The sequence below is a fragment of the Sphingomonas sp. genome, from assembly GCF_019749955.1.
Classification (GTDB): Bacteria; Pseudomonadota; Alphaproteobacteria; order Sphingomonadales; family Sphingomonadaceae; genus Sphingomonas.
Map to the genome: position 1 here is coordinate 103,211 of NZ_JAIEPC010000009.1, position 19,119 is coordinate 122,329.

Sequence of the window (19,119 nt, forward strand, 5' to 3'; positions counted from 1 at the left end):
GATGAGGAGCATCATGGCCACTTCTTCCGCCCCCGCGCCGACGCGCGCAACCAACATGCGTGAGGTCGATCTCGACCTGGCGCAGCTCTATGCCGACAGCCTGTTCTGGATCGAGCATCACTGGGTGCTGATCGGCGTCGCGGCGAGCGTCGCGGTGATGGCCGTCATCGTGCTGCGCGCCATCCGTGGATTTGGCGTGCGCATGTGCAACCGCGACCGCCCGGGCGATGTCGGCTGGTGGCGGGTGGCCGGGCGGACGCTGTCGCGCACCGGCAATGTCTTCATCGTGATGACCGGGATCGAACTGGCGAGCGGGATCGCCGGGCCGCCGGGTGGCGTCGCGGCCGTGATCAAGACGCTGTTCACGGTCGCTGCCGTCTTCCAGGGGGCACTCTGGGCGCGCGAGCTGATCATCGGCGCGGTCGAACATCACAGCGGTCCCGAGCGCAGCAATGGCGAAGCGCTGTCGAGCGCGATCAACATCATCCGCATCATCGTGACCTTCGCGGTGTTCGCGATCGCGCTGGTGGTCGTGCTCGACAATATCGGCGTCAACGTCACCGGGCTGATCGCCGGGCTGGGCGTCGGTGGCATCGCGATTGGTCTGGCGGCGCAAGGCATTTTTGCCGATCTGTTCGCGGCCATCGCGATCATCCTCGACCGCCCTTTTCGCGTCGGCGACGTGATCAGCTTCGATCAGACCACTGGCACCGTCGAGGAAATCGGGCTGAAATCGACGCGCGTGCGGCCAACGACAGGCGAAGAGCATATCATCGCCAACAAGCAGCTGCTCGAAAAGGAAATCCGCAACATCACGCGGCGCGAGCATCGGCGGCAGAAGTTCGTGCTCGGCCTGGTCTCGCAGACACCGCCCGATGTCATCGCGCGCCTGCCCGCGATTTTGCGCGAGGAAGTCGAGGCATGCGGGCAGGTGTTCGTGCAGGCAGGCTTTGCCGCGTTCGGCGCGAGCAGTCTCGACGTCGAGCTCGAATATGACACGCCGAGCCCCGCCTTCGACCCCTGGTATCGGGCGCGGCATGACGTGGGGATCGCGATCCTGAAGCGCTTCGCCGCTGAGGGGATTTGCTTCGCCTATCCGACGCAGACCACGTTCACGGCAGCACCCGATGGGACGATGGTGATGCCCTATGCGCTGCCGAGCGCGCCGGAGCGGGGCTAGATTCCACCTTCGTCAAGGCTGAGCAGCGTTGCATTGCCGCCCGCGCTGGTGGTGTCGGTCGAGGTGAGCCGCTCGACGCAGAAGCGGGAGAGGTAATGCGGGCCGCCCGCTTTTGGCCCCGTGCCTGACAGCCCTTCGCCGCCGAACGGCTGGCTGCCGACGACCGCGCCGATCATTGAGCGGTTGATGTAGAGATTGCCGACCTTGGCGCGTTCCTCCGCCAGCTCGCCTGCGCGGGCGATGCGGCTGTGGAGACCCATCGTCAGGCCATAGCCCTTGGCGTTCACCCGCTCGATCGTCTCGGCGAGCTTGCCTGCGGGCCAGGTCGCGACGTGGAGGATCGGGCCGAACCATTCCTGCGTGAGCTCATCGGGCGACTTGAGCCGGATCAGCGTCGGCGGGACGAACAGCCCGGTCGTCGGCGCGTCGAGCGTCTTGACGATGCGCGCTTCCTGCTCGGCGCGATAGGCCATCAGCTTGTTATAGGCGGCGCGGTCGATCACCGGGCCGACATCGGTGCGCGGATCGGCGGGATCGCCGAGGATCAGCAGGTCCATCGCGCCCGACAGCATTTCGATGACGCTGTCGGCGATTTCCTCCTGCAACAGCAGCAGCCGCAGCGCCGAGCAGCGCTGCCCGGCCGAGCGGAAGGCGCTGGTGACGACGTCCTGCACGACTTGTTCGGGGAGCGCAGTCGAATCGACGATCATCGCGTTGATGCCGCCGGTCTCGGCGATCAGGGACACGATCGGGCGGTTATCGTCGTCGAGCAGCGCGCGGGCGATCTTGCGCGCGGTCGCGGTCGAGCCGGTGAAGGCCACGCCCATCACGCGCGGGTCGGCGGTGAGCGCCGCGCCGACTTCGGGGCCGCCGGGGACGAGGATCAGCGCGTCTGCGGGCACGCCAGCCGAATGCAACAACGCTACCGCCTCTGCGGCTATACAGGGTGTTTGCGGGGCAGGCTTAGCGACCACCGTGTTACCCGCCACCAGCGCGGCGACGGTCTGCCCCAGAAAAATCGCAAGCGGGAAATTCCACGGCGCAATCGTTGCCCAGACGCCGCGCCCTTCGAAGCGCAGGACATTCCGCTCGCCGGTCGGCCCGGGAAGCTCGATCGGCGCGAGACCATTCCGCGCCTGCTGCGCATAGTAGCGACAGAAATCGACGGCTTCACGAATTTCGCCCACCGCGTCGGCAAGTGTCTTTTTGCCTTCGTCGTGCAGGATCGGAATGAAAACCTCCGGCGTCTCTTCTAATACGCTCGCGACATATTCCAGGCAGGCGGCACGTTTTTCGACTGGCGTGGCGGACCAAGCCGGAAAAGCAGCGGCGGCGCGGGTCACTGCGCTGGCGACATCGACCAGTGGGGGCGAGCTTAAGACACCGCCGTATGCGCCGACCTTTGCCTCGAAATCGAGCAAGGTCTGGCGGTCTTGTAGATCGATACCGGCAGAATTCTTGCGGTCCGCGCCGAACAGATCGACCGGCAGCGGAATGCTCGGATGCCGCGTGCCGCCCACAGCGGCGATCTTCTCGACCGGATCGGCGAGGATTTCGTCCTCGCTCAGTCGCTCGTCGGCAAGCTGGTGAACGAAGCTCGAATTGGCGCCATTTTCCAGCAGCCGCCGCACGAGATACGCCAGCAGATCACGGTGCCCGCCGACGGGGGCATAGATGCGGCAATGGTAACCATGCTCGCGCACCAGCCGCTCGTAGAGGCCGTCGCCCATCCCGTGCAGCCGCTGGAATTCGAAATCACGGGCGTTGCCTGCCCAGTCGATGATCGTCGCCACCGTCAGCGCATTGTGGCTCGCGAACGCCGGGCGGATATGCTCGGCGTCGAGCATGTCGCGCGCGCAGGCGAGGTACGACACATCGGTCGCGGCTTTGCGCGTGAATAGCGGATAGTCGCTCAGCCCCTCGACCTGCGTGCGCTTGATCTCCGAATCCCAATAGGCGCCCTTGACCAGCCGCACATTCATTACGCGGCCAAGGTCGTTGGCCCAGGCGATCACCGGTCGCGCGCGCTTCCCGTAAGCCTGCACCGCCATGCCGAAACCGTCCCAACCCTTCAGCGCCGGGAGCGCAGCCACCGCGCCAATGATGTCGAGGCTCATCTCGAGCCGCTCGGACTCCTCGGCATCGACCGTCAGCGCGATCCCCTTCCCCGCTGCCTGCACTGCCAGCGCCTCAAGCATTTCGGTGAGCGCGGGCACGCAATCGTCCCAGCGCGCGACTTCGTAGCGGGGGTGGAGCGCCGACAGCTTGACCGAGATCGAATGCCCCGCCGCCGCATTGCCGCCAACCGCGTCGATTGCCTGCACATAGCTTTGGAAATAGCGTTCGGCATCGGCCGTGGTGCGTGCCGCCTCGCCGAGCATGTCGAAGCTCGCGGTGAACCCCGCATGCTCGGGTTTGGCCATCCGCCGCATCGCCTCATCAATGCTGCGGCCCATCACGAAGATTTCGCCCATCATCTTCATCGCGGCGCCCACGGCCTGGCGCACGAACGGCTCGCCCGCGCGCGCGATGAGGCGGCGCAGCGCCGATTGCTTCTCGCCTTCGCCCACCAGCGCGCGACCGATCACCAGACCCCAGGTCGCGGTGTTGACCAGCGCGGACGAGGATTGACCGGTATGCGCGCGCCAGTTCGCATCGCCCAATTTGTCGGCGATCAGCAGATCGGCGGTTTCGGGATCGGGCACGCGCAGAAACGCCTCGGCGAGCGACAGCAGCGCCACGCCCTCCGACGAGTTCAGCCGATATTCCTGCAGGAAGCGATTGACCCACCCCTTCCCTTGCGCCGCGCGCAGGTCCGCCAGCAGCCCCGATGCGTGCCCCAATATCCGGTTGCGCGAGTCGGGCGTCGTCGCGGCACGCGCCAGCAGGTCCTTTAGAACTTCGGGTTCGCTCGCGCGGTGGAGCTTCGCCATGGTTTCGCGCGGGGTGGACGCTACGTCAGCCAACATCTTCCATCATCCGGTCTTGCAAGGCTTGCGGGAACCAGCCTTGCGGGCCTATCTCAGCGCCGCGCTATGCAAGCAAACAGGCCGGAGGGGAATGCCGTGACCACGATCACGATACAGGAAATGGCGACGCGCGTCGGCACCGAGCAGGTTTCCGACTGGGTCGACGTCAGCCAGGAAATGATCGACAAGTTCGCCGACGCGACCGGCGACCACCAGTTCATCCACGTCAACCCGGCGATGGCGGCGATGACGCCGTTCGGCGGCACGATCGCGCACGGGTTTCTGACCTTGTCGCTGATGCCGCTCTTGTCGTCGAAAATCACCGACGCGCCCAAGATCGAAGGCGTCAAGATGGGCGTCAATTACGGCGGCAACAAAGTCCGCTTCCTCCAGCCCGTCCGCTCGGGCAAGCGTGTGCGCGGGCGGTTCAAGCTGATGGAGCTCGTCGAGAAGCGCCCCGGCCAGTGGCAGCAGACCAACGAATTCACGGTTGAGATCGAGGGCGAGGACAAGCCCGCGATGATCGCCGAATGGATCAGCCAGATTTTCGTTTGAGGGCCGCAAAACCCCTCCCCTTCAGGGCAGGGGCTTTAGAAGGAAGCTTTCCAGCATGACCCGCATCGCCCCGCTCGCCAAACCCTATCCGGAAGAATTCGACGCGCGGATGAAAGTGCTGATGCGCGGGGCCGAGCCGCTGGTGCTGTTCACCACGCTGGCCACCAACGAGCGCGCCTGGACCAAGTTCAGCGGCGGGTCGCTGCTCGACAAGGGATCGCCGCTGTCGATGCGGGTGCGCGAAATCGTCATCGACCGCACCTGCGCCAAATGCGCCAATGAATATGAATGGGGCATCCATGTCGCGGGCTTCGCGCCGCACATCGCCCTGACCGACGACCAGATCCGCGCAACCGTGCTCGGCGATGCGAGTGATCCGGCGTGGACCGACCCCGCCGAGGCGGTGCTGATCGCGACCGTCGATGCGCTGATCGATCGCAAGAAGCTCAGCGACGCCGAATGGAGCGCGCTGCGGGCTGCTTACGACGAGCCGCAAGTGATCGAAATCATCCAGCTCGTCGGATTTTACCACGGTGTGTCGCTGATCTGCGGCGCGCTCGACCTGCCCCTCGAAGCCACTGCGGCCCGTTTCCCCGCCGCCTGAAGGAGAATAAGCCATGCGCTCTGCCGTCATCGTCTCGACTGCCCGCACCCCGATTGGCCGCGCCTATCGCGGCGGGTTCAACAACCTCCCCTCGCCGACGCTCTCGGCCCATGCGATCAAGGCCGCTGTCGAGCGCGCCGGGATCGACGGCGCCGAAGTGCAGGACGTCGTGTGGGGTGCAGCCCTTCAGCAGGGCGTGCAGGGCGGCAATATCGGCCGCAACGCGCTGCTCCGCGCCGGGCTGCCGATCAGCGTCGGCGGCCAGTCGATCGACCGCCAGTGCGCGAGCGGGTTGATGGCGATTGCCACCGCCGCCAAGCAAATCATCGTCGACAATATGGACGTTGCGATCGGCGGCGGCTGCGAATCGATCTCGATGGTGCAGACGCCGCAGATGCGCGTGGCAGGCGACCCCGAGCTCGTCGCCATGTACCCCGATGTCTATATGTCGATGCTCGAAACCGCCGAAGTCGTCGCCGCGCGCTACAACATCAGCCGTGAGGCGATGGACGAATATGGCTATCAATCGCAAATGCGCACCGCCGCCGCGCAGGCCGCGGGCAAGTTCGACGACGAAATCGTGCCGGTCACCGCGACGATGGCAATGACCAACAAGGAAACCAAGGAAGTCACGCATCACGAAGTGACGGTGACCAAGGACGAGGGCAACCGCGCTGACACCACGCTGATCGGGCTCAATGGCCTGAAGCCCGTGCTTGGCCCCGACAAGACGATCACAGCGGGCAATGCCAGCCAGCTGTCGGACGGCGCATCGGCCAGCGTGCTGATGGAGGAAAAGCTCGCCGAACAGCGCGGCCTTACCCCGCTCGGCCGCTACATCGGCATGGCGTCGGCGGGCACCAAGCCCGACGAAATGGGCATCGGCCCGGTCTATGCCATCCCCAAGCTGCTCGAACGCTTCAACCTGAAGATGGACGACATCGGCCTTTGGGAGCTGAACGAAGCCTTCGCCGTGCAGGTGCTGTATTGCCGCGATCAGCTCGGCATTCCGAACGAGCTGCTCAACGTCAACGGCGGCGCGATTTCGGTCGGCCATCCTTATGGCATGTCGGGCGCGCGCATGACCGGCCACGCGCTGATCGAAGGCAAGCGGCGCGGCGCGAAGTATGTCGTGATCACGATGTGCGTCGGCGGCGGGCAAGGTGCTGCCGGGTTGTTCGAGGTCCTTTAAGCCAGGGTCGGCGGGCCGGGCATGTCCCGGTCCGCCGCCTCCACCGCATCCCCCAGCACATAGCGCGGCCCCGCGCCCCGTTTTCCGGCGCGGTCGCCGGGATTATAGAGCTTGCAGCGCTCCAGCGAGAGACAGCCGCAGCCGATACACCCTTCCAGCAAATCGCGGGTCCGCGTCAGCGTCGCGATCCGGTCGTCGATCATCGCGCGAATCCCAAGGCTCATCCGCGTCCAGTCCTTTGCCGTCGGGGTCCGGCCATCGGGCAATTTGGCGAGTTCGGTGCGAATTGCCTCGATCGACAACCCGAGTTGCTGCGCGATCAGGATGAAGCTCAACCGCCTTATGTCCGAACGCAAGAACCGCCGCTGCCCGCCGCTGTTGCGAAACGGGTTGAGCAGCCCGCGCGCCTCGTAAAAGCGGATAGCTGACACAGACACACCGGCGCGCGCCGCCAGGTCGCCGATCGCGATGACATCACCTGCTTTCATCGGACCTCCTCCAATAATTGCTTGACCTCAACTTAGGTTGAGGTCGCACAAGCTACTACGTCAAGCCGAATCGATGATCGATCGGTGCATGGAGGGACGTCACGATGGGCTCTGCAATCATCGAACATATCAACTTGAGCGTCAGCGACCCGGACAGGGCCGCAGCAATGGCGAGCGCGTTATTTGGTTGGACCGAGCGGTGGCGCGGCGCGGCGGCAGACGGTGGCCTATCCATCCATGTCGGCAACGAGCGAAGCTATATCGCCTATCATGGCACGCCAGGAACGCATCGCGGTGGCCGCTTCGAAAAGGGGGCGCCGTTCAATCATGTTGGCGTGGAGGTCGATGAGTTGGGCGCTGTCGAGGCCCGTGTTCTCGCGCACGGATTGGTACCATTCGGTCATGGCGATTATGAACCGGGTAAGCGCTTCTATTTTTTCGATCCCGACGGCATCGAGTATGAAATCGTCAGCTACAGCGCGCCAGCTAGCGAGCAGGATGCGGCTGTCTCGCTTGAGGTAATGTAAAGTGATCCGCAGGGCGCTTCGTTGGTTGTCACGCGTCGCAACCAATATGCGTCACGACCGAGTGAACGCGACTCAATTGTCGCCGGAGCAAGCGGCGGAAATCGCGGCATGCGCGGCGCGCAGAACGGAAGCGCTCGCCAATCCGGCGCTGTCTCCGCTCCAGCGGCTGGTCCATTGGTGGGGTGACGACGCCACGTCCGGTGCCACCGGCGCGGACGTGGATGCCCTTGAAGCGCGGTACGGGATTCGTGTCCCTGGCGATTTCCGCGCCTATCTCATCGCGACCATGCCGAAGGGCAATGAGTGGGATTCCGAAGGGACGAACTGGTGGCCGCTCGCTGACCTCAAATCAGCTCGCGACGAATGCGCCGGTTGGGAAGGTGGCACTGGCCTACAGGACGACGATAAAGTGATCGTCTTTGCGGACTATCTTATCTGGTGTTTTGCTTGGGCGATCGATTGTTCGGAGGGCATCAATCGTGGGAAAGTTATCGTGCTGACCGGCACGACCAACCCGCGTGTCGCAGAAAACTTCGATGATTTTCTCGACCGCTATGTGCGTGACCCCTCGTCGGTCATGTAGCAAAACACGGCGACACCACCGCAACGCCGGCTGGCCACATCCCCCGAGAGCCGACGTATTAGTGGAGGTGCCGCCCAATCACCCGTGCGCCGAAATCCATTCCTCGACGACAGGGGCGATCTTCGTGCGCCATTTGCTGCCGTTGAAAATGCCGTAGTGCCCGGCGCCTTCGGCCATCAGGTAGCGCTTCTTTGCCACCGGCAAATTCGCCGCCAGCGACAGCGCCGCCTTGGTCTGGCCCAGGCCCGAAATATCGTCGCGCTCGCCTTCGATCGCGAGCAGGGCGATGTCGGTGATGGCGCCCGGATCGACCGCGCGACCCCGGTGCGTGTAGGTCCCGTTGGCAATCGCGTGTTTCTGGAAGACGACTTCGATCGTCTGTAGATAGAATTCGGCGGTCATGTCGCAGACCGAGCGATATTCCTCGTAGAAATCCTTGGTCTGATCGGCGCTGTCATCATCGCCCTGGACCAGATGTTTGAACATTTCCCAGTGCGAGACCATGTGGCTGCCGAGATTCATCGACATGAATCCGGCGAGCTGGAGGAAGCCCGGATAGACTTTGCGGCCGGCGCCCGAATAGGTCATGGGCACCGTCGCGATCACATTCTGCGCGAACCACGCATGCGGGCGCTTGGTCGCGAGCGTGTTGACGGCGGTTGGCGCTTCGCGCGTGTCGATCGGCCCGCCCATCATCGTCAGCGTCTTGGGACGGCACGGGTGCTTGTCGGCGCTCATCAGGCAGGCGGCGGCATAGCAAGGCACCGACGGCTGGCAGACCGCGAGCATGTGCGCGCCCGGCCCGATATGCTCAAGATAATCGACGATGTAATCGATATAGTCGTCGAGATCGAACTTGCCGTCCGACAGCGGCACCAGCTTCGCATCGCGCCAGTCGGTGATGTAAACATCGGCGAACGGCAGCATCCGCTCGACCGTGCCGCGCAGCAGCGTGGCATAATGGCCCGACATTGGCGCGACGATCAGGAGCTTCGGCCCGCCTTCGACGCCTTCGCGTGCGAAACGCTTCAACTGGCCGAACGGGCGGCGGAGCACGATCTGCTCCGACACGATAACCTCGCGGCCATCGATTTCGGTGGTTTCCAGCCCGAATTCGGGCTTGCCGCGCGGGGCGGATGCATGGGCGAACACTTCGAGCGCCGAGGCAAGGATCGGCCCGCCGCCGAAATAGGCGAACGGGTTCGCCGGATTCTGGAGCACGCCTGCGCCGAAATTGGCCATCGCGCTCGCGCCGGCAAACATCGACTTTTGCAGTTCATAGGCGTTGTAAAGCATGCGTTCCCCTGTACCCTGACAAAGTTACTGCCCCGTCAATCGTGCGGCATAGCAGCATAGCGTGCGCTGGCAATGCAGATGACGTGCCCGATCCGGGTGCACCCTCCCTCGGGATAGGCGTTGAGGGGGGGCGGGCCGCCTGCTAGGGGCTTTGGATCATGGCCGAAGAAACCCCCGCGCCCGCTTCCAAGGGCCGCCTCGCAAGTCTCCGCATCGTCTGGCAGCGGGTGCTCCATTATCCGCTCCAGACCGCGTTCGCCGCGCTGGCGCTGCTTGTTACCTCGGCGGCGACGATTGCCATTCCCTACGGCTTCAAGCGGGTGATCGATCGTGGCTTTAGCGGCGTGGGCGGCGCCGAGGCAGTGGCGACGTCATTCCATTATCTGCTGATGATTGTCGTCGTGCTCGCGATCGGCACGGCGGTGCGCTTCTATTTCGTGTCGTGGCTGGGCGAGCGCGTCGTCGCCGATATTCGCACGCAGGTGCAGCGCCATCTGCTGACGATGGCACCGCGCTTTTTCGAAGAGAACCGCCCGTCCGAGATCGCCAGCCGCCTGACCAGCGACACCGCGCTGATCGAAGTCGTCGTTGGCACCACTGTATCGGTCGCGCTGCGCAATGCGCTGACGGGCATCGGTGGCATGCTCTATCTGTTCGCGATCTCGCCCAAGCTGGCGGGGCTGCTGATGCTCGGCATTCCGGTGATGATTCTGCCGATCGTGCTGCTGGGGCGGCGCGTGCGCAATTTCTCGCGCACGTCGCAAGACCGGGTCGCCGATGTCGGATCGATGGCGGTGGAAACGCTGTCAGCGATGAAGATCGTTCAGGCGTTCGGCCAGGAAGACCGCGAAGCCGGGCGCTTCTCTGATGCGGTCGCCGCGACCTTTGCCGCCGCCAAGCGCCGCATTCTGCTCCGGTCGGTGATGACGTCGATCGTCATCGCGCTGATCTTCGGGTCAATCACGATGGTGCTGTGGGAAGGCGCGATCGACGTCGGCGCCGGACGGATTAGCGGGGGTGACATCGCCGCTTTTGTGCTGACCGGCGGAATCGTCGCGGGCGCCTTCGGTGCGCTCACCGAAGTTTATGGCGATTTGCTGCGTGGTGCGGGCGCTGCCGGGCGGCTCAACGAATTGCTCGCGCAAGTGCCGGAGATTCGCGCACCAGCGACGCCGGTTGCGCTGCCGCAACCAGCGCGCGGCGCGGTGCGCTTCGACCATGTCACTTTCCGCTATCCGACGCGGCCCGATGTGTCGGCGCTCGATGATTTCACGCTCGATGTGGCGCCGGGCGATACGGTCGCCGTCGTTGGCCCCTCGGGGGCGGGCAAATCGACCTTGTTCCAGCTGATCCAGCGCTTCTACGACCCGAGCGAAGGCACGGTGTCGATCGACGGCGTGGCCCTGCCAGCCGCCGACCCCGCCGAAATCCGCCGCCGCATCGCCATGGTGCCGCAGGAAACGGTGATTTTTGGCGCGTCGGCACGCGACAATCTGCGCTATGGCGATTGGGAGGCGAGCGACGACCGGCTCTGGGCCGCAGCTGAAGCCGCCAATGCCGCCGAATTCCTGCATAAGCTGCCCGAGGGGCTCGACACTTTCCTTGGCGAAGGCGGCGCACGGCTCTCCGGCGGGCAGCGCCAACGCGTCGCGATTGCCCGCGCGCTGCTGCGCGATGCGCCGATCCTGCTGCTCGATGAGGCGACCAGCGCGCTCGACGCCGAAAGCGAGCGGCTGGTGCAGCAGGCGCTCGAGAGACTGATGGCTCATCGTACCACGATCGTGATCGCGCACCGCCTCGCCACGGTGCGGGCAGCGCAACGAATCATCGTCATGGACGAAGGCCGGATCGTCGAAAGCGGCACGCACGGCGCGCTGATCGGCACCGGCGGGCTGTATGCGCGGCTGGCGAGCTTGCAGTTTAGCGAGGCGGCTTAGCGTTAGACGCTATCGGGAGGAAGCAAGTGAGAATGTTCGCGTTCTTTTGCATTCTTCTGGCCGCCTGCGGCCCACAATCGCATGCGCCAAGCCACCGCAAAGACTCCCCCCGCAAAGTCGCCGACAACGCCAACACCGCCTCGGCAGTCGAAGACGAGCATCCCTTTGCGGGCGACCCGGCGTTGGGGTGGGACGACATCGACAATCAAGCTTTGATGCATCGACGTTTCTGGTCCACCAAGCTCAGGTCAAAATGCACCCCTGCCGCATTTTATCCTGGGGGCAACGTGCCGCCCTCCTTCTATAATTGGCCCTACCCGCCAGAGGCCGAACGTCGCCGGGACTGTTTGGGCGAAGAAGTCGAGGCGGCTGGGGCATCCTATTACCGGTTCGCGATACCGAGTGATTTCCCGAAAATCGGCACCTGTTATCGCACCAAGATCAAGCAATTATATGCGGGCGTTGCGGCGTTATACGATAACGGCATCCGACAGTTCGACTGGAAGGCGTCGGTGCAGCTAGTTCGCAGTCGTGTCGGCGACCCCGTCCGCGTTTGCGTTGTCTGGATTCCCCAAAATTGCCCGGCCCATGACTTGCGCGGCATCACCTATCGTACGAGAAACCTGAGGACGGGTGACAGCTGGGAACTCGGTTCGGACGAACATATGTGCTGGGGCGCATGATTGCGATGCCGACACGCTTATAAAATCGGAGAGAGACATGGCTGACCGCGACTTCGACATCATCGTTTATGGCGCGACCGGCTTTACCGGCCGCCTCGTCGCCGAATATCTCGTGCAGATCGGTGCCAAGCGCTGGGCGATGGCAGGCCGGTCGCTCACCAAGCTGCAGGAAGTGCGCGACCTGATCGGCGCGCCTGCCGATACCCCGCTCGTGACCGCCAATGCCGATGATCCCGCGAGCCTGCGTGCACTGTGTGAGCGCACCACCGTCGTGCTGACGACCGTCGGCCCCTATCAGCTTTACGGCAACGACCTTGTCGCCGCCTGCGCCGACAGCGGCACCGCTTATGTCGATCTGTGCGGCGAGCCCGCGTGGATGCGCGAGATGATCGACAAGCACCACGCCCGCGCGCAGGCGACCGGCGCGCGGATCGTGTTCAGCTGCGGCTTTGATTCGATCCCCTTCGACCTAGGGGTGCTGACCTTGCAGGAAGCCGCCAAGGAACGCTTCGGCCGCCCCTGTCCGCGCGTGAAGGGTCGCGTGCGGGTGATGAAGGGCGGCTTTTCGGGCGGTACTGCCGCGAGCCTGAAAGCGACGCTGGCCGCCGCTGCGCGCAACCCGTCGATCATCGCGCTGCTCACCAATCCCTTCGCGCTGACACCAGGCTTTACCGGGCCGAGCCAGCCGACGGGCTTGCTGCCCGAATATGACCGGACGATCGAAGCATGGACCGCGCCCTTCATCATGGCGCCGATCAACACCAAGAACGTCCACCGCACCAATTTCCTGCTCGGCGAAGCATTTGGCGCCGATTTCGTCTATGACGAGATGATGGTCGCGGGGCTCGGCGACATGGGCAAGGCCGCGGCGGAAGCGATTGCCAAGATCAACCCGCTCGCGAGCGACAAAGGCCCCAAACCCGGCGAAGGCCCGTCGAAGGAAGAGCGCGAAACCGGCCATTACGACATTTTGTTCGTCGGCGAGATGGGCGGCGGGGAACGCATCGACGCAGTGGTAACCGGCGACCGCGACCCCGGCTATGGCTCCACCAGCAAGATGATCGCGGAGGCGGCGCTTTGCCTGGTCGAGGATGTGGCGGACGCCAAGGGCGGCATCTGGACCCCCGGCGCGATCATGGGCGCACCTTTGCGCAAGCGGCTGATCGAGAAGGCGGGCCTGACCTTTACGGCTGGATAGTGTGCGCGGCGTCGACGAAAAAGCTCATCGCGAGGCCTGCCAGCGCGAGGGCGATGAGGATCCCGATCACCGCGCCGCGCTGGCGCCGCTGCTCGGCGTCGGCGCGCATTGCGGTGCGGTCGAGATAGTAGCGACCGTCCCGGGTGCGCAGGATGACTTGCCGCGCGAGCAGCCGGTCGAAGGCACGTTGTTCACCGGGCGAGCGTGCGGCGAAACCAATCGCATCCTCCCGGTCGATGGCGTGTGCAGCGAGGAACGCCGCGACGACGCGCTGGCGTGCGCGTCCGACCATTGCCGCTTCGATCGCCACTGGTCCTGCCGTCATGCCGCTCTCGATTCCATTTGGTACGGCTACTTAGCCCGCTTTTTAGGCCCGCCGAACGCGAATTTGAAGTTGAGCATGATTGCCTGCGTCGTACCTCCGGGACCGACTTCGCGCTGCTCGGCGGTCACCGAAGCCGTAGTGGTCGCATTGAGGCGCGTCACCGCGACCACAGGCTTGGGCTCGTACCGATCGCTGAGCGGCTTGAGGCGATAGCGTTCCTCGGCGTTGCGCGACCCGCAAACGACAATCTCAGTCGCAGACTCGTTGGGAAGGCAGGGCTTGCGCGCGATGAGCGGCGCAGGAAATGGCGGTCGATCGGGTCCGGCGACGGGCTTCGGCTCGGCGGGTAGGGCCTGAGCGATGAGCAGCAGCGCGAGCATTTTCCGTTCCTTCGACTGCCAAATGCTGGTTTTGGCCTGACCTCAAGCAGCTTGCCGATCCGCGTAGAGCACATGCGCGAATAAATAGCTGTCGGGGCCGATCTGATCGGGCGGGGTGCCGGTTTCGTCAGAAAGGAGCGCACAAATCGCATCCCAGATGTCGGCCTCCCGCAAGCGCGCGCCCTGCCTCGCTAGAGCACCGACATTCCTCGCGGCGATCCCGCGCGTGAGATCGCCGACGGTGATCAGGCCATCCGGCAGGCTTAATCGGTCGAGGCGTCCGAGCGCCCAGCCGATGAGCAGCGCAGCGATCGAGGAGATCGCAACAACGCCACTTTTCAGGATCAAATCCCCCGCCAAGCAGACCACGGCCACGAGACTCAGATAGCAGCCGATCGTGCCTTGTGTCGTCCAAGAGAAACTCGGCATATCCAAGCTCAACGCCCGCTGTAGGTCGTCACGCCATTGCCGAGGGTTCGTACCAACGAGCGGCGCAAGCGGCGTGTTCGGAGCAAGGTGGAGAGAGCGACCGCCAAGCGCGCGTCTGAGGCGGTAGAAGACCATTGCCGTGGCGCAGGCTTCGCCACCCTGCCGATCCGCCAGCCGCCTGATAAGCGTCTGGTGCATATCCCCAACCGTGCGCCAGTCGGCGACATCGCTTTGACTGAGCTTCAAGTCGAACACGGCTTGAACATCGCCAAAGACCGCGACATCGCCATCCTGCGGATCGAGATTGACGGTCGGAACGCTCATCGCATCACCCCAGCAACGCCACGGCGGCACCCGCCGCGACAGCGAGCGCGCCGATCAGCATGCCAGCGCGGCGACGGCGGCTCTTCGAATAGGCGTCCCACGCGGGCACATCGAGATAATAGCGGCCATCGGGCGTCGGCAGCAGCACCTTGGCAGCGACGAAGCGGTCGAAAGTCTGGCGCTCGATCCGGCGGCCGGAGGAAAAGGCGACCGCGCTGTCTGGCGACACGGCGTTGGCCGACATGAAATGCGAAATGACGTTGCGTCGCGCTTTTGCGACAACGGCGGCAGCGGCTGTGGCCATGTTCGACTCCTTTGTGAAATTGAGTGTTGCACGACGATTAGCATATCGCAATTGAGCCTTTGGGGCAGCGCAGGTTGTTGCGTTGCGAACTATCCCAAACCGTTCGTGTCGAGCGAAGTCGAGACACCCCGCGCACCGCTTGAGGCCTGTTTCTCGACTTCGCTCGAAACGAACGGGTCAAAGGTCAAGTGTCAATCCTTAGCGTTTCCGCCCTTGGTGCCGGATATTGCCCGGGCGTCCGCGACGCTTGATCACGCGTTTGCCGCGATCAGGCGGTGGCGCGCGATGGCCGCCGCCACCTCCGCCGCTTCCCTCGGCCAGCTCGAACCGAAGCGCCCCCGACACCGGGTTCGCCTCGGCCAGCCGGAGCTTGAGCCGCATGCCCGAGCTGTAGGTGGTGCCCGTCTCCTCGCCGACCAGCGCCTTGGCCGCTTCGTCGTAGCGGAAATATTCGCGACCCAGATCGCGCGCGGGGACGAGACCGTCGCCCCCCACGCCCTCAACCGTCGCGAAGAAGCCGAAATTCTGCACGCCCGTAATTCGCGCATCGAGGACTTCGCCGACCTTTTCGCTCAGGAAGGCCGCGACATAGCGGTCGATCGTGTCGCGCTCGGCTTCCATTGCGCGGCGCTCCAACATCGAGATCGAGGTGCCGATCTGCTCCATCGCCGCTGCTTCGCCGTCGGTCAGCCCGCCGGGGCCGAGCTTGAATGCCGAGACCAGCGAGCGGTGAACGATCAGATCGGCGTAGCGGCGAATCGGCGAGGTGAAATGCGCGTAGGAGCCGAGCGCGAGCCCGAAATGGCCGCTGTTGGCGGGCGCGTAATAGGCTTGCGTCTGGGTGCGCAGAACCTGCTCCATAACCTGCGGGCGGTGGTCGACCTCGCCGACCTTCTCCAGCAGCTGGTTGAACACGCGCGGCTGGATGACCTGTCCCAGCGCGAACTCGACCCCGAAGGTCTTGAGATAATCCTTCAGCGCGACGAGCTTTTCGCGCGCGGGCGGTTCGTGGTCGCGGTACATCACCGGCGCCTTCTTGCCCTCCAGCGCCTTGGCGGCGGCGACATTGGCGGCGATCATATATTCCTCGATCAGCTTGTGCGCATCGAGCCGCTCGCGCGGCGCAACCGACATGATCCGCCCCTTCTCATCAAGGATCACCCGGCGTTCGGGCAGGTCGAGTTCGAGCGTTTTGCGGCGCGGGGGGGGGGTGGAAAGCGCGCGCCAGCTGGCCCTGCGGGGGTGGTGGGCGTTAAAAATCTCACGCCCCTCCCCTTCTGGGGTGGGGTTGGGGTGGGGGGGTTCCCCAAGCGCAGGCTCGGTGAGACATCCCCCACCCCCTTCCCCTCCCCTGAAGGGGAGGGGTTTTGCTGCATCCGCCGCGCCGTCGATCGCCGCCTGCGCTGCCTCATAAGCTATATTGGCGCGAATCCGCACCACCGCGCGCGTAAAGCGCCAGCTTTTGAGCGCGCCCGCCTTGCCGATCTGCAAATGGCACACGAGCGCCGCGCGGTCCGCGCCCGCCTTCAGCGAGCAGACATCTGCTGAGAGGATTTCGGGCAACATCGGCACCACCCGGTCGGGGAAATAGACACTGTTCCCCCGCCGCCGCGCATCCTTGTCGATGGCCGATCCGGGTCGGACGTAGAAGCTGACATCGGCAATCGCCACCACCGCGCGCCAGCCGCCCGCATTGCCGGGATCGTCGTCGGGCGCGGCCCAGACCGCATCGTCATGGTCGCGCGCATCCTCGGGGTCGATCGCGACGATCGGCAGGTGGCGCAGGTCCTCGCGCCCATCGCCCAGCGGCTGGCGCGCGGAGTCGGTCGCTTCCTCCAAGGTTTCGGGACTGAACTCGACCGGAATGCCGAGCTTGTGGATCGCGATCAGCGAGAAGCTGCGCGGCGCGAACGGATCGCCGAGCTTTTCGGTCACCCGCACAGTGATCCGTGGCGCGCGACCGGTCTTTTCGGCCAGCACCAAGTCGCCCGGCGCGGCATCGCCCGCGTCAGACACCGGAAAGTCGCGCCGCTCCTTCTTCTCGACACCCGACAGCCAGAGCTTGCCGCCTTCTTCGCGCAGCACGCCCAGCACGAGCTCCTCGCCGCGCGCGAGCTTCTTCATCGGGTGGGCGATATGGCCGCTCCCCGCTTCTTCAGTGCGCGCGAGCACGCGGTCGCCGACCCCAAGCGCGCCCTTGCCCCGCTCACGCACGCGCAGCCGGGGCGCTGGCGCATCGGCGTGCCAGCTTTCGGGGCTGCCCCAGACGGTGCCGTCGTCGGTGACGTCGACGATCCGCAGCACCGTGACCTTCGGCACGCCGCCCATTTTGTGGAACGCGCGACCCGGGGCCGAATCGATCAGCCCTTCGTCGGCCATGTCTTTCAGCAGCGCCTTCAGGCCAATCTTCTCCTGCGCCGACAGGCCGAACGCGCGCGCAATCTCGCGCTTGCCGGCGGGTGTGTCGGACGACGCAATGAAGTCGAGAATCTGTTTGGGCGTGGGCAGGCCGGGCGTCTTCTTCATCGCCAACGCATAAGCGGTTTCGGTCGGATGCCAAACAGCGCCCAAACAGCGATAGCGAAATTGCTGCACTGCGGCTATCGCGCAGCGGTGACCTATGACCTGCTCATCATCGGCGGCGGCATCAATGGCGCGGCCATCGCACGCGAAGCGGCGCTGAATGGCTTGAAGCTGCTGCTGGTCGAGCGCGATGATCTGGCGAGCCATACCTCATCGGCATCGACCAAGCTGATCCACGGCGGGTTGCGTTACCTTGAATATTATGAGTTCAAGCTGGTCGCCGAAGCGCTGCGCGAGCGCGAGCGGCTGGTGCATGCAGCACCCCACATCATTCACCCGATGCGTTTCGTGCTCCCGCATGATGGAGCGCGCCCGTGGTGGTTTTTGCGCGCGGGGCTGATCCTCTATGATCTGCTCGGCGGCAAGATGTCGCTGCCGCGTTCGCGGGGGTTGCGGGCGAGCGACAGCGATCTGCGCGCACCGCTCAAGAGCGCGACCAAGGGCTTTGTCTATTCCGATGCCTGGGTCGATGATTCGCGGCTGACTCTGCTCAATGCGCTCGATGCGGCCGCAAATGGCGCGGAGATCGCGACGCGCACCGCGCTGCTCTCCGCCCGGCGCGAAGGCGATGTGTGGCGCGCGACACTGTCGGACGGGCGCGAAGTGGCCGCGCGGGGGCTGGTCAATGCGGCGGGGCCGTGGGTCGCAGAAACGCTGGGGCTGCTCGGCGTCAATGCCCGCAGTGGCGTGCGGCTGATCAAGGGCAGCCACATCGTCGTCCCGAAACTGTTCGAGGGCGATCAGGCCTATATCCTCCAGCAGCCCGACGGGCGGATCGTGTTCGCGATTCCTTATGAAGGGGAGTTCACCGAGATTGGGACCACCGACGTGCCCGTCGAGCGACCCGAGGACGCGGTGATCGACGCGGACGAAATCGCCTATCTCTGCGCGGCGGTGAACCGGCATTTCACCGCGCAGATCAGCCCCGGCGATGTGCGATCGACCTGGTCGGGGGTGCGCCCGCTCTATGATGACGGCGCGAGCGAGGCCAAGGCCGTGACCCGCGACTATGTGCTAGAGGTTGATGCGACCGGCCCGGTGTTGCTGAGCGTGTTCGGCGGCAAGATCACGACGGCACGGCATCTCGCCGAGGAAGCCGTCGGCAAGCTCGCGGGGCCGATGCGCTTCGCCGCCAAGCGGGTAACCCGCGAACGTGCTTTCCCGGGCGGCGACATCGGCGGGTTCGCGGCATTCCTGGCCGATATCCGAGCACGCTGGCCGTTCCTGGGCGACGTACGCAGCGAGCGCATGGCGCGCGCTTATGGTTCCATGCTGCACGAAATGCTGCGCAACATTTCGGATGAAGCGGCGATGGGCTTGGCGTTCGGCGCAGGCTTCACCGAGGTCGAAGCGCGCTGGATGCGCGATCACGAATGGGCGCGCTCGCCCGACGACGCGCTGATGCGCCGCAGCAAGATCGGGTTGCATTTGAGTACCGACGAACGCGCCACCTTTGAAAGCTGGTGGGTAAAGACATACACTTCCGACCCAACTCCCCGTTTGCCCTGAGCTTGTCGAAGGGCCGTCCTTCTTCTTCCAGCGCTGGCGGAAGAAGGACAGGG

General features: G+C 64.8%; 18 protein-coding genes. 10 read left to right on the forward strand and 8 right to left on the reverse strand.

Going from position 1 to position 19,119, the window contains the following annotated elements:
• The first annotated feature begins 13 nt into the window (after positions 1–13).
• Positions 14–1,180: a mechanosensitive ion channel family protein gene (locus K2W81_RS02620; RefSeq protein ID WP_294101014.1), complete on the forward strand. Its 1,167-nt coding sequence runs from the start codon at positions 14–16 to the stop codon at positions 1,178–1,180.
• Here the strand turns inward: K2W81_RS02620 and K2W81_RS02625 are convergent.
• Positions 1,177–4,149 (reverse strand): L-glutamate gamma-semialdehyde dehydrogenase, encoded by a 2,973-nt coding sequence (locus K2W81_RS02625; RefSeq protein WP_294101015.1) that lies wholly within the window; start codon positions 4,147–4,149, stop codon positions 1,177–1,179. The genes K2W81_RS02620 and K2W81_RS02625 overlap by 4 nt on opposite strands.
• Before the next feature lie 120 nt (positions 4,150–4,269).
• Here K2W81_RS02625 and K2W81_RS02630 point away from each other — a divergent pair, with 120 nt between their 5' ends.
• The 3 genes from K2W81_RS02630 to K2W81_RS02640 are packed head-to-tail and all read left to right on the forward strand — an operon-like array spanning position 4,270 to position 6,500.
• A complete protein-coding gene (locus K2W81_RS02630; RefSeq protein ID WP_294101168.1) occupies positions 4,270–4,704 on the forward strand; it encodes a MaoC family dehydratase in 435 nt (144 codons plus the stop codon).
• A 55-nt stretch (positions 4,705–4,759) separates the two neighbouring features.
• Positions 4,760–5,308: a carboxymuconolactone decarboxylase family protein gene (locus K2W81_RS02635; protein WP_294101016.1), complete on the forward strand. Its 549-nt coding sequence runs from the start codon at positions 4,760–4,762 to the stop codon at positions 5,306–5,308.
• 13 nt (positions 5,309–5,321) lie between these two features.
• Positions 5,322–6,500 carry an acetyl-CoA C-acyltransferase gene (locus K2W81_RS02640; RefSeq protein WP_294101017.1) on the forward strand — a complete coding sequence of 393 codons (1,179 nt, stop codon included), beginning with the start codon at positions 5,322–5,324 and terminating at the stop codon, positions 6,498–6,500.
• On the opposite strand, the gene soxR is transcribed toward K2W81_RS02640, so the two are convergent.
• On the reverse strand, positions 6,497–6,988 hold the full coding sequence (gene soxR / locus K2W81_RS02645) for a redox-sensitive transcriptional activator SoxR (RefSeq protein ID WP_294101018.1): 492 nt from the start codon (positions 6,986–6,988) through the stop codon (positions 6,497–6,499). The two genes, K2W81_RS02640 and soxR, sit on opposite strands and share 4 nt — an antisense overlap.
• A 104-nt stretch (positions 6,989–7,092) precedes the next feature.
• Between soxR and K2W81_RS02650 the strand changes: the two genes are divergently transcribed.
• Positions 7,093–7,515, forward strand: coding sequence for a VOC family protein (locus K2W81_RS02650; RefSeq protein WP_294101019.1), 423 nt, complete (start codon positions 7,093–7,095; stop codon positions 7,513–7,515).
• Positions 7,516–7,576: 61 nt separating this feature from the next.
• Positions 7,577–8,098 carry an SMI1/KNR4 family protein gene (locus K2W81_RS02655; RefSeq protein ID WP_294101020.1) on the forward strand — a complete coding sequence of 174 codons (522 nt, stop codon included), beginning with the start codon at positions 7,577–7,579 and terminating at the stop codon, positions 8,096–8,098.
• 78 nt (positions 8,099–8,176) lie between these two features.
• Here K2W81_RS02655 and phaZ read toward each other — a convergent pair whose 3' ends face one another.
• Positions 8,177–9,394: a polyhydroxyalkanoate depolymerase gene (gene phaZ / locus K2W81_RS02660; RefSeq protein WP_294101022.1), complete on the reverse strand. Its 1,218-nt coding sequence runs from the start codon at positions 9,392–9,394 to the stop codon at positions 8,177–8,179.
• Positions 9,395–9,552: 158 nt separating this feature from the next.
• Between phaZ and K2W81_RS02665 the strand changes: the two genes are divergently transcribed.
• The 3 genes from K2W81_RS02665 to K2W81_RS02675 are packed head-to-tail and all read left to right on the forward strand — an operon-like array spanning position 9,553 to position 13,212.
• Positions 9,553–11,331: an ABC transporter transmembrane domain-containing protein gene (locus tag K2W81_RS02665; RefSeq protein ID WP_294101023.1), complete on the forward strand. Its 1,779-nt coding sequence runs from the start codon at positions 9,553–9,555 to the stop codon at positions 11,329–11,331.
• A gap of 32 nt (positions 11,332–11,363) precedes the next feature.
• Positions 11,364–12,014, forward strand: a complete 651-nt coding sequence (locus K2W81_RS02670; RefSeq protein WP_294101025.1) for a hypothetical protein — start codon at positions 11,364–11,366, stop codon at positions 12,012–12,014.
• Positions 12,015–12,051: 37 nt separating this feature from the next.
• Positions 12,052–13,212: a saccharopine dehydrogenase NADP-binding domain-containing protein gene (locus K2W81_RS02675; protein WP_294101026.1), complete on the forward strand. Its 1,161-nt coding sequence runs from the start codon at positions 12,052–12,054 to the stop codon at positions 13,210–13,212.
• Here the strand turns inward: K2W81_RS02675 and K2W81_RS02680 are convergent.
• From K2W81_RS02680 to K2W81_RS02700, 5 genes are all read right to left on the reverse strand, one after another.
• Entirely contained in the window at positions 13,199–13,537 is a 339-nt protein-coding gene (locus tag K2W81_RS02680) for a hypothetical protein (RefSeq protein ID WP_294101027.1), read from the reverse strand. The two genes, K2W81_RS02675 and K2W81_RS02680, sit on opposite strands and share 14 nt — an antisense overlap.
• 26 nt (positions 13,538–13,563) lie before the next feature.
• On the reverse strand, positions 13,564–13,917 hold the full coding sequence (locus tag K2W81_RS02685) for a hypothetical protein (protein WP_294101029.1): 354 nt from the start codon (positions 13,915–13,917) through the stop codon (positions 13,564–13,566).
• Positions 13,918–13,959: 42 nt separating this feature from the next.
• The gene (locus tag K2W81_RS02690) at positions 13,960–14,670 is read right to left on the reverse strand and encodes a hypothetical protein (RefSeq protein ID WP_294101031.1); all 711 of its coding nucleotides are present in this window, start codon (positions 14,668–14,670) and stop codon (positions 13,960–13,962) included.
• A 4-nt stretch (positions 14,671–14,674) separates the two neighbouring features.
• Positions 14,675–14,974: a hypothetical protein gene (locus K2W81_RS02695; protein WP_294101033.1), complete on the reverse strand. Its 300-nt coding sequence runs from the start codon at positions 14,972–14,974 to the stop codon at positions 14,675–14,677.
• 198 nt (positions 14,975–15,172) lie between these two features.
• Complete coding sequence (locus tag K2W81_RS02700) at positions 15,173–17,500, reverse strand: RNB domain-containing ribonuclease (RefSeq protein ID WP_294101035.1); 2,328 nt, start codon at positions 17,498–17,500, stop codon at positions 15,173–15,175.
• 87 nt (positions 17,501–17,587) lie between these two features.
• Here K2W81_RS02700 and glpD point away from each other — a divergent pair, with 87 nt between their 5' ends.
• Positions 17,588–19,066 (forward strand): glycerol-3-phosphate dehydrogenase, encoded by a 1,479-nt coding sequence (gene glpD, locus K2W81_RS02705; protein WP_294101037.1) that lies wholly within the window; start codon positions 17,588–17,590, stop codon positions 19,064–19,066.
• The last annotated feature ends 53 nt before the right edge of the window (positions 19,067–19,119 follow it).

Bases quoted from the DNA above. Each gene is read 5' to 3' on its own strand.
- phaZ (WP_294101022.1), bottom strand. From the start codon at position 9,394: ATGCTTTACAACGCCTATGAACTGCAAAAGTCGATGTTTGCCGGCGCG.
- K2W81_RS02680 (WP_294101027.1), bottom strand. From the start codon at position 13,537: ATGACGGCAGGACCAGTGGCGATCGAAGCGGCAATGGTCGGACGCGCA.
- K2W81_RS02675 (WP_294101026.1), top strand. From the start codon at position 12,052: ATGGCTGACCGCGACTTCGACATCATCGTTTATGGCGCGACCGGCTTT.
- K2W81_RS02620 (WP_294101014.1), top strand. From the start codon at position 14: ATGGCCACTTCTTCCGCCCCCGCGCCGACGCGCGCAACCAACATGCGT.
- K2W81_RS02630 (WP_294101168.1), top strand. From the start codon at position 4,270: ATGGCGACGCGCGTCGGCACCGAGCAGGTTTCCGACTGGGTCGACGTC.
- K2W81_RS02685 (WP_294101029.1), bottom strand. From the start codon at position 13,917: ATGCTCGCGCTGCTGCTCATCGCTCAGGCCCTACCCGCCGAGCCGAAG.
- K2W81_RS02640 (WP_294101017.1), top strand. From the start codon at position 5,322: ATGCGCTCTGCCGTCATCGTCTCGACTGCCCGCACCCCGATTGGCCGC.
- K2W81_RS02690 (WP_294101031.1), bottom strand. From the start codon at position 14,670: ATGAGCGTTCCGACCGTCAATCTCGATCCGCAGGATGGCGATGTCGCG.
- K2W81_RS02625 (WP_294101015.1), bottom strand. From the start codon at position 4,149: ATGTTGGCTGACGTAGCGTCCACCCCGCGCGAAACCATGGCGAAGCTC.
- K2W81_RS02665 (WP_294101023.1), top strand. From the start codon at position 9,553: ATGGCCGAAGAAACCCCCGCGCCCGCTTCCAAGGGCCGCCTCGCAAGT.
- K2W81_RS02635 (WP_294101016.1), top strand. From the start codon at position 4,760: ATGACCCGCATCGCCCCGCTCGCCAAACCCTATCCGGAAGAATTCGAC.
- K2W81_RS02670 (WP_294101025.1), top strand. From the start codon at position 11,364: ATGTTCGCGTTCTTTTGCATTCTTCTGGCCGCCTGCGGCCCACAATCG.
- K2W81_RS02650 (WP_294101019.1), top strand. From the start codon at position 7,093: ATGGGCTCTGCAATCATCGAACATATCAACTTGAGCGTCAGCGACCCG.
- soxR (WP_294101018.1), bottom strand. From the start codon at position 6,988: ATGAAAGCAGGTGATGTCATCGCGATCGGCGACCTGGCGGCGCGCGCC.
- K2W81_RS02700 (WP_294101035.1), bottom strand. From the start codon at position 17,500: ATGAAGAAGACGCCCGGCCTGCCCACGCCCAAACAGATTCTCGACTTC.
- K2W81_RS02695 (WP_294101033.1), bottom strand. From the start codon at position 14,974: ATGGCCACAGCCGCTGCCGCCGTTGTCGCAAAAGCGCGACGCAACGTC.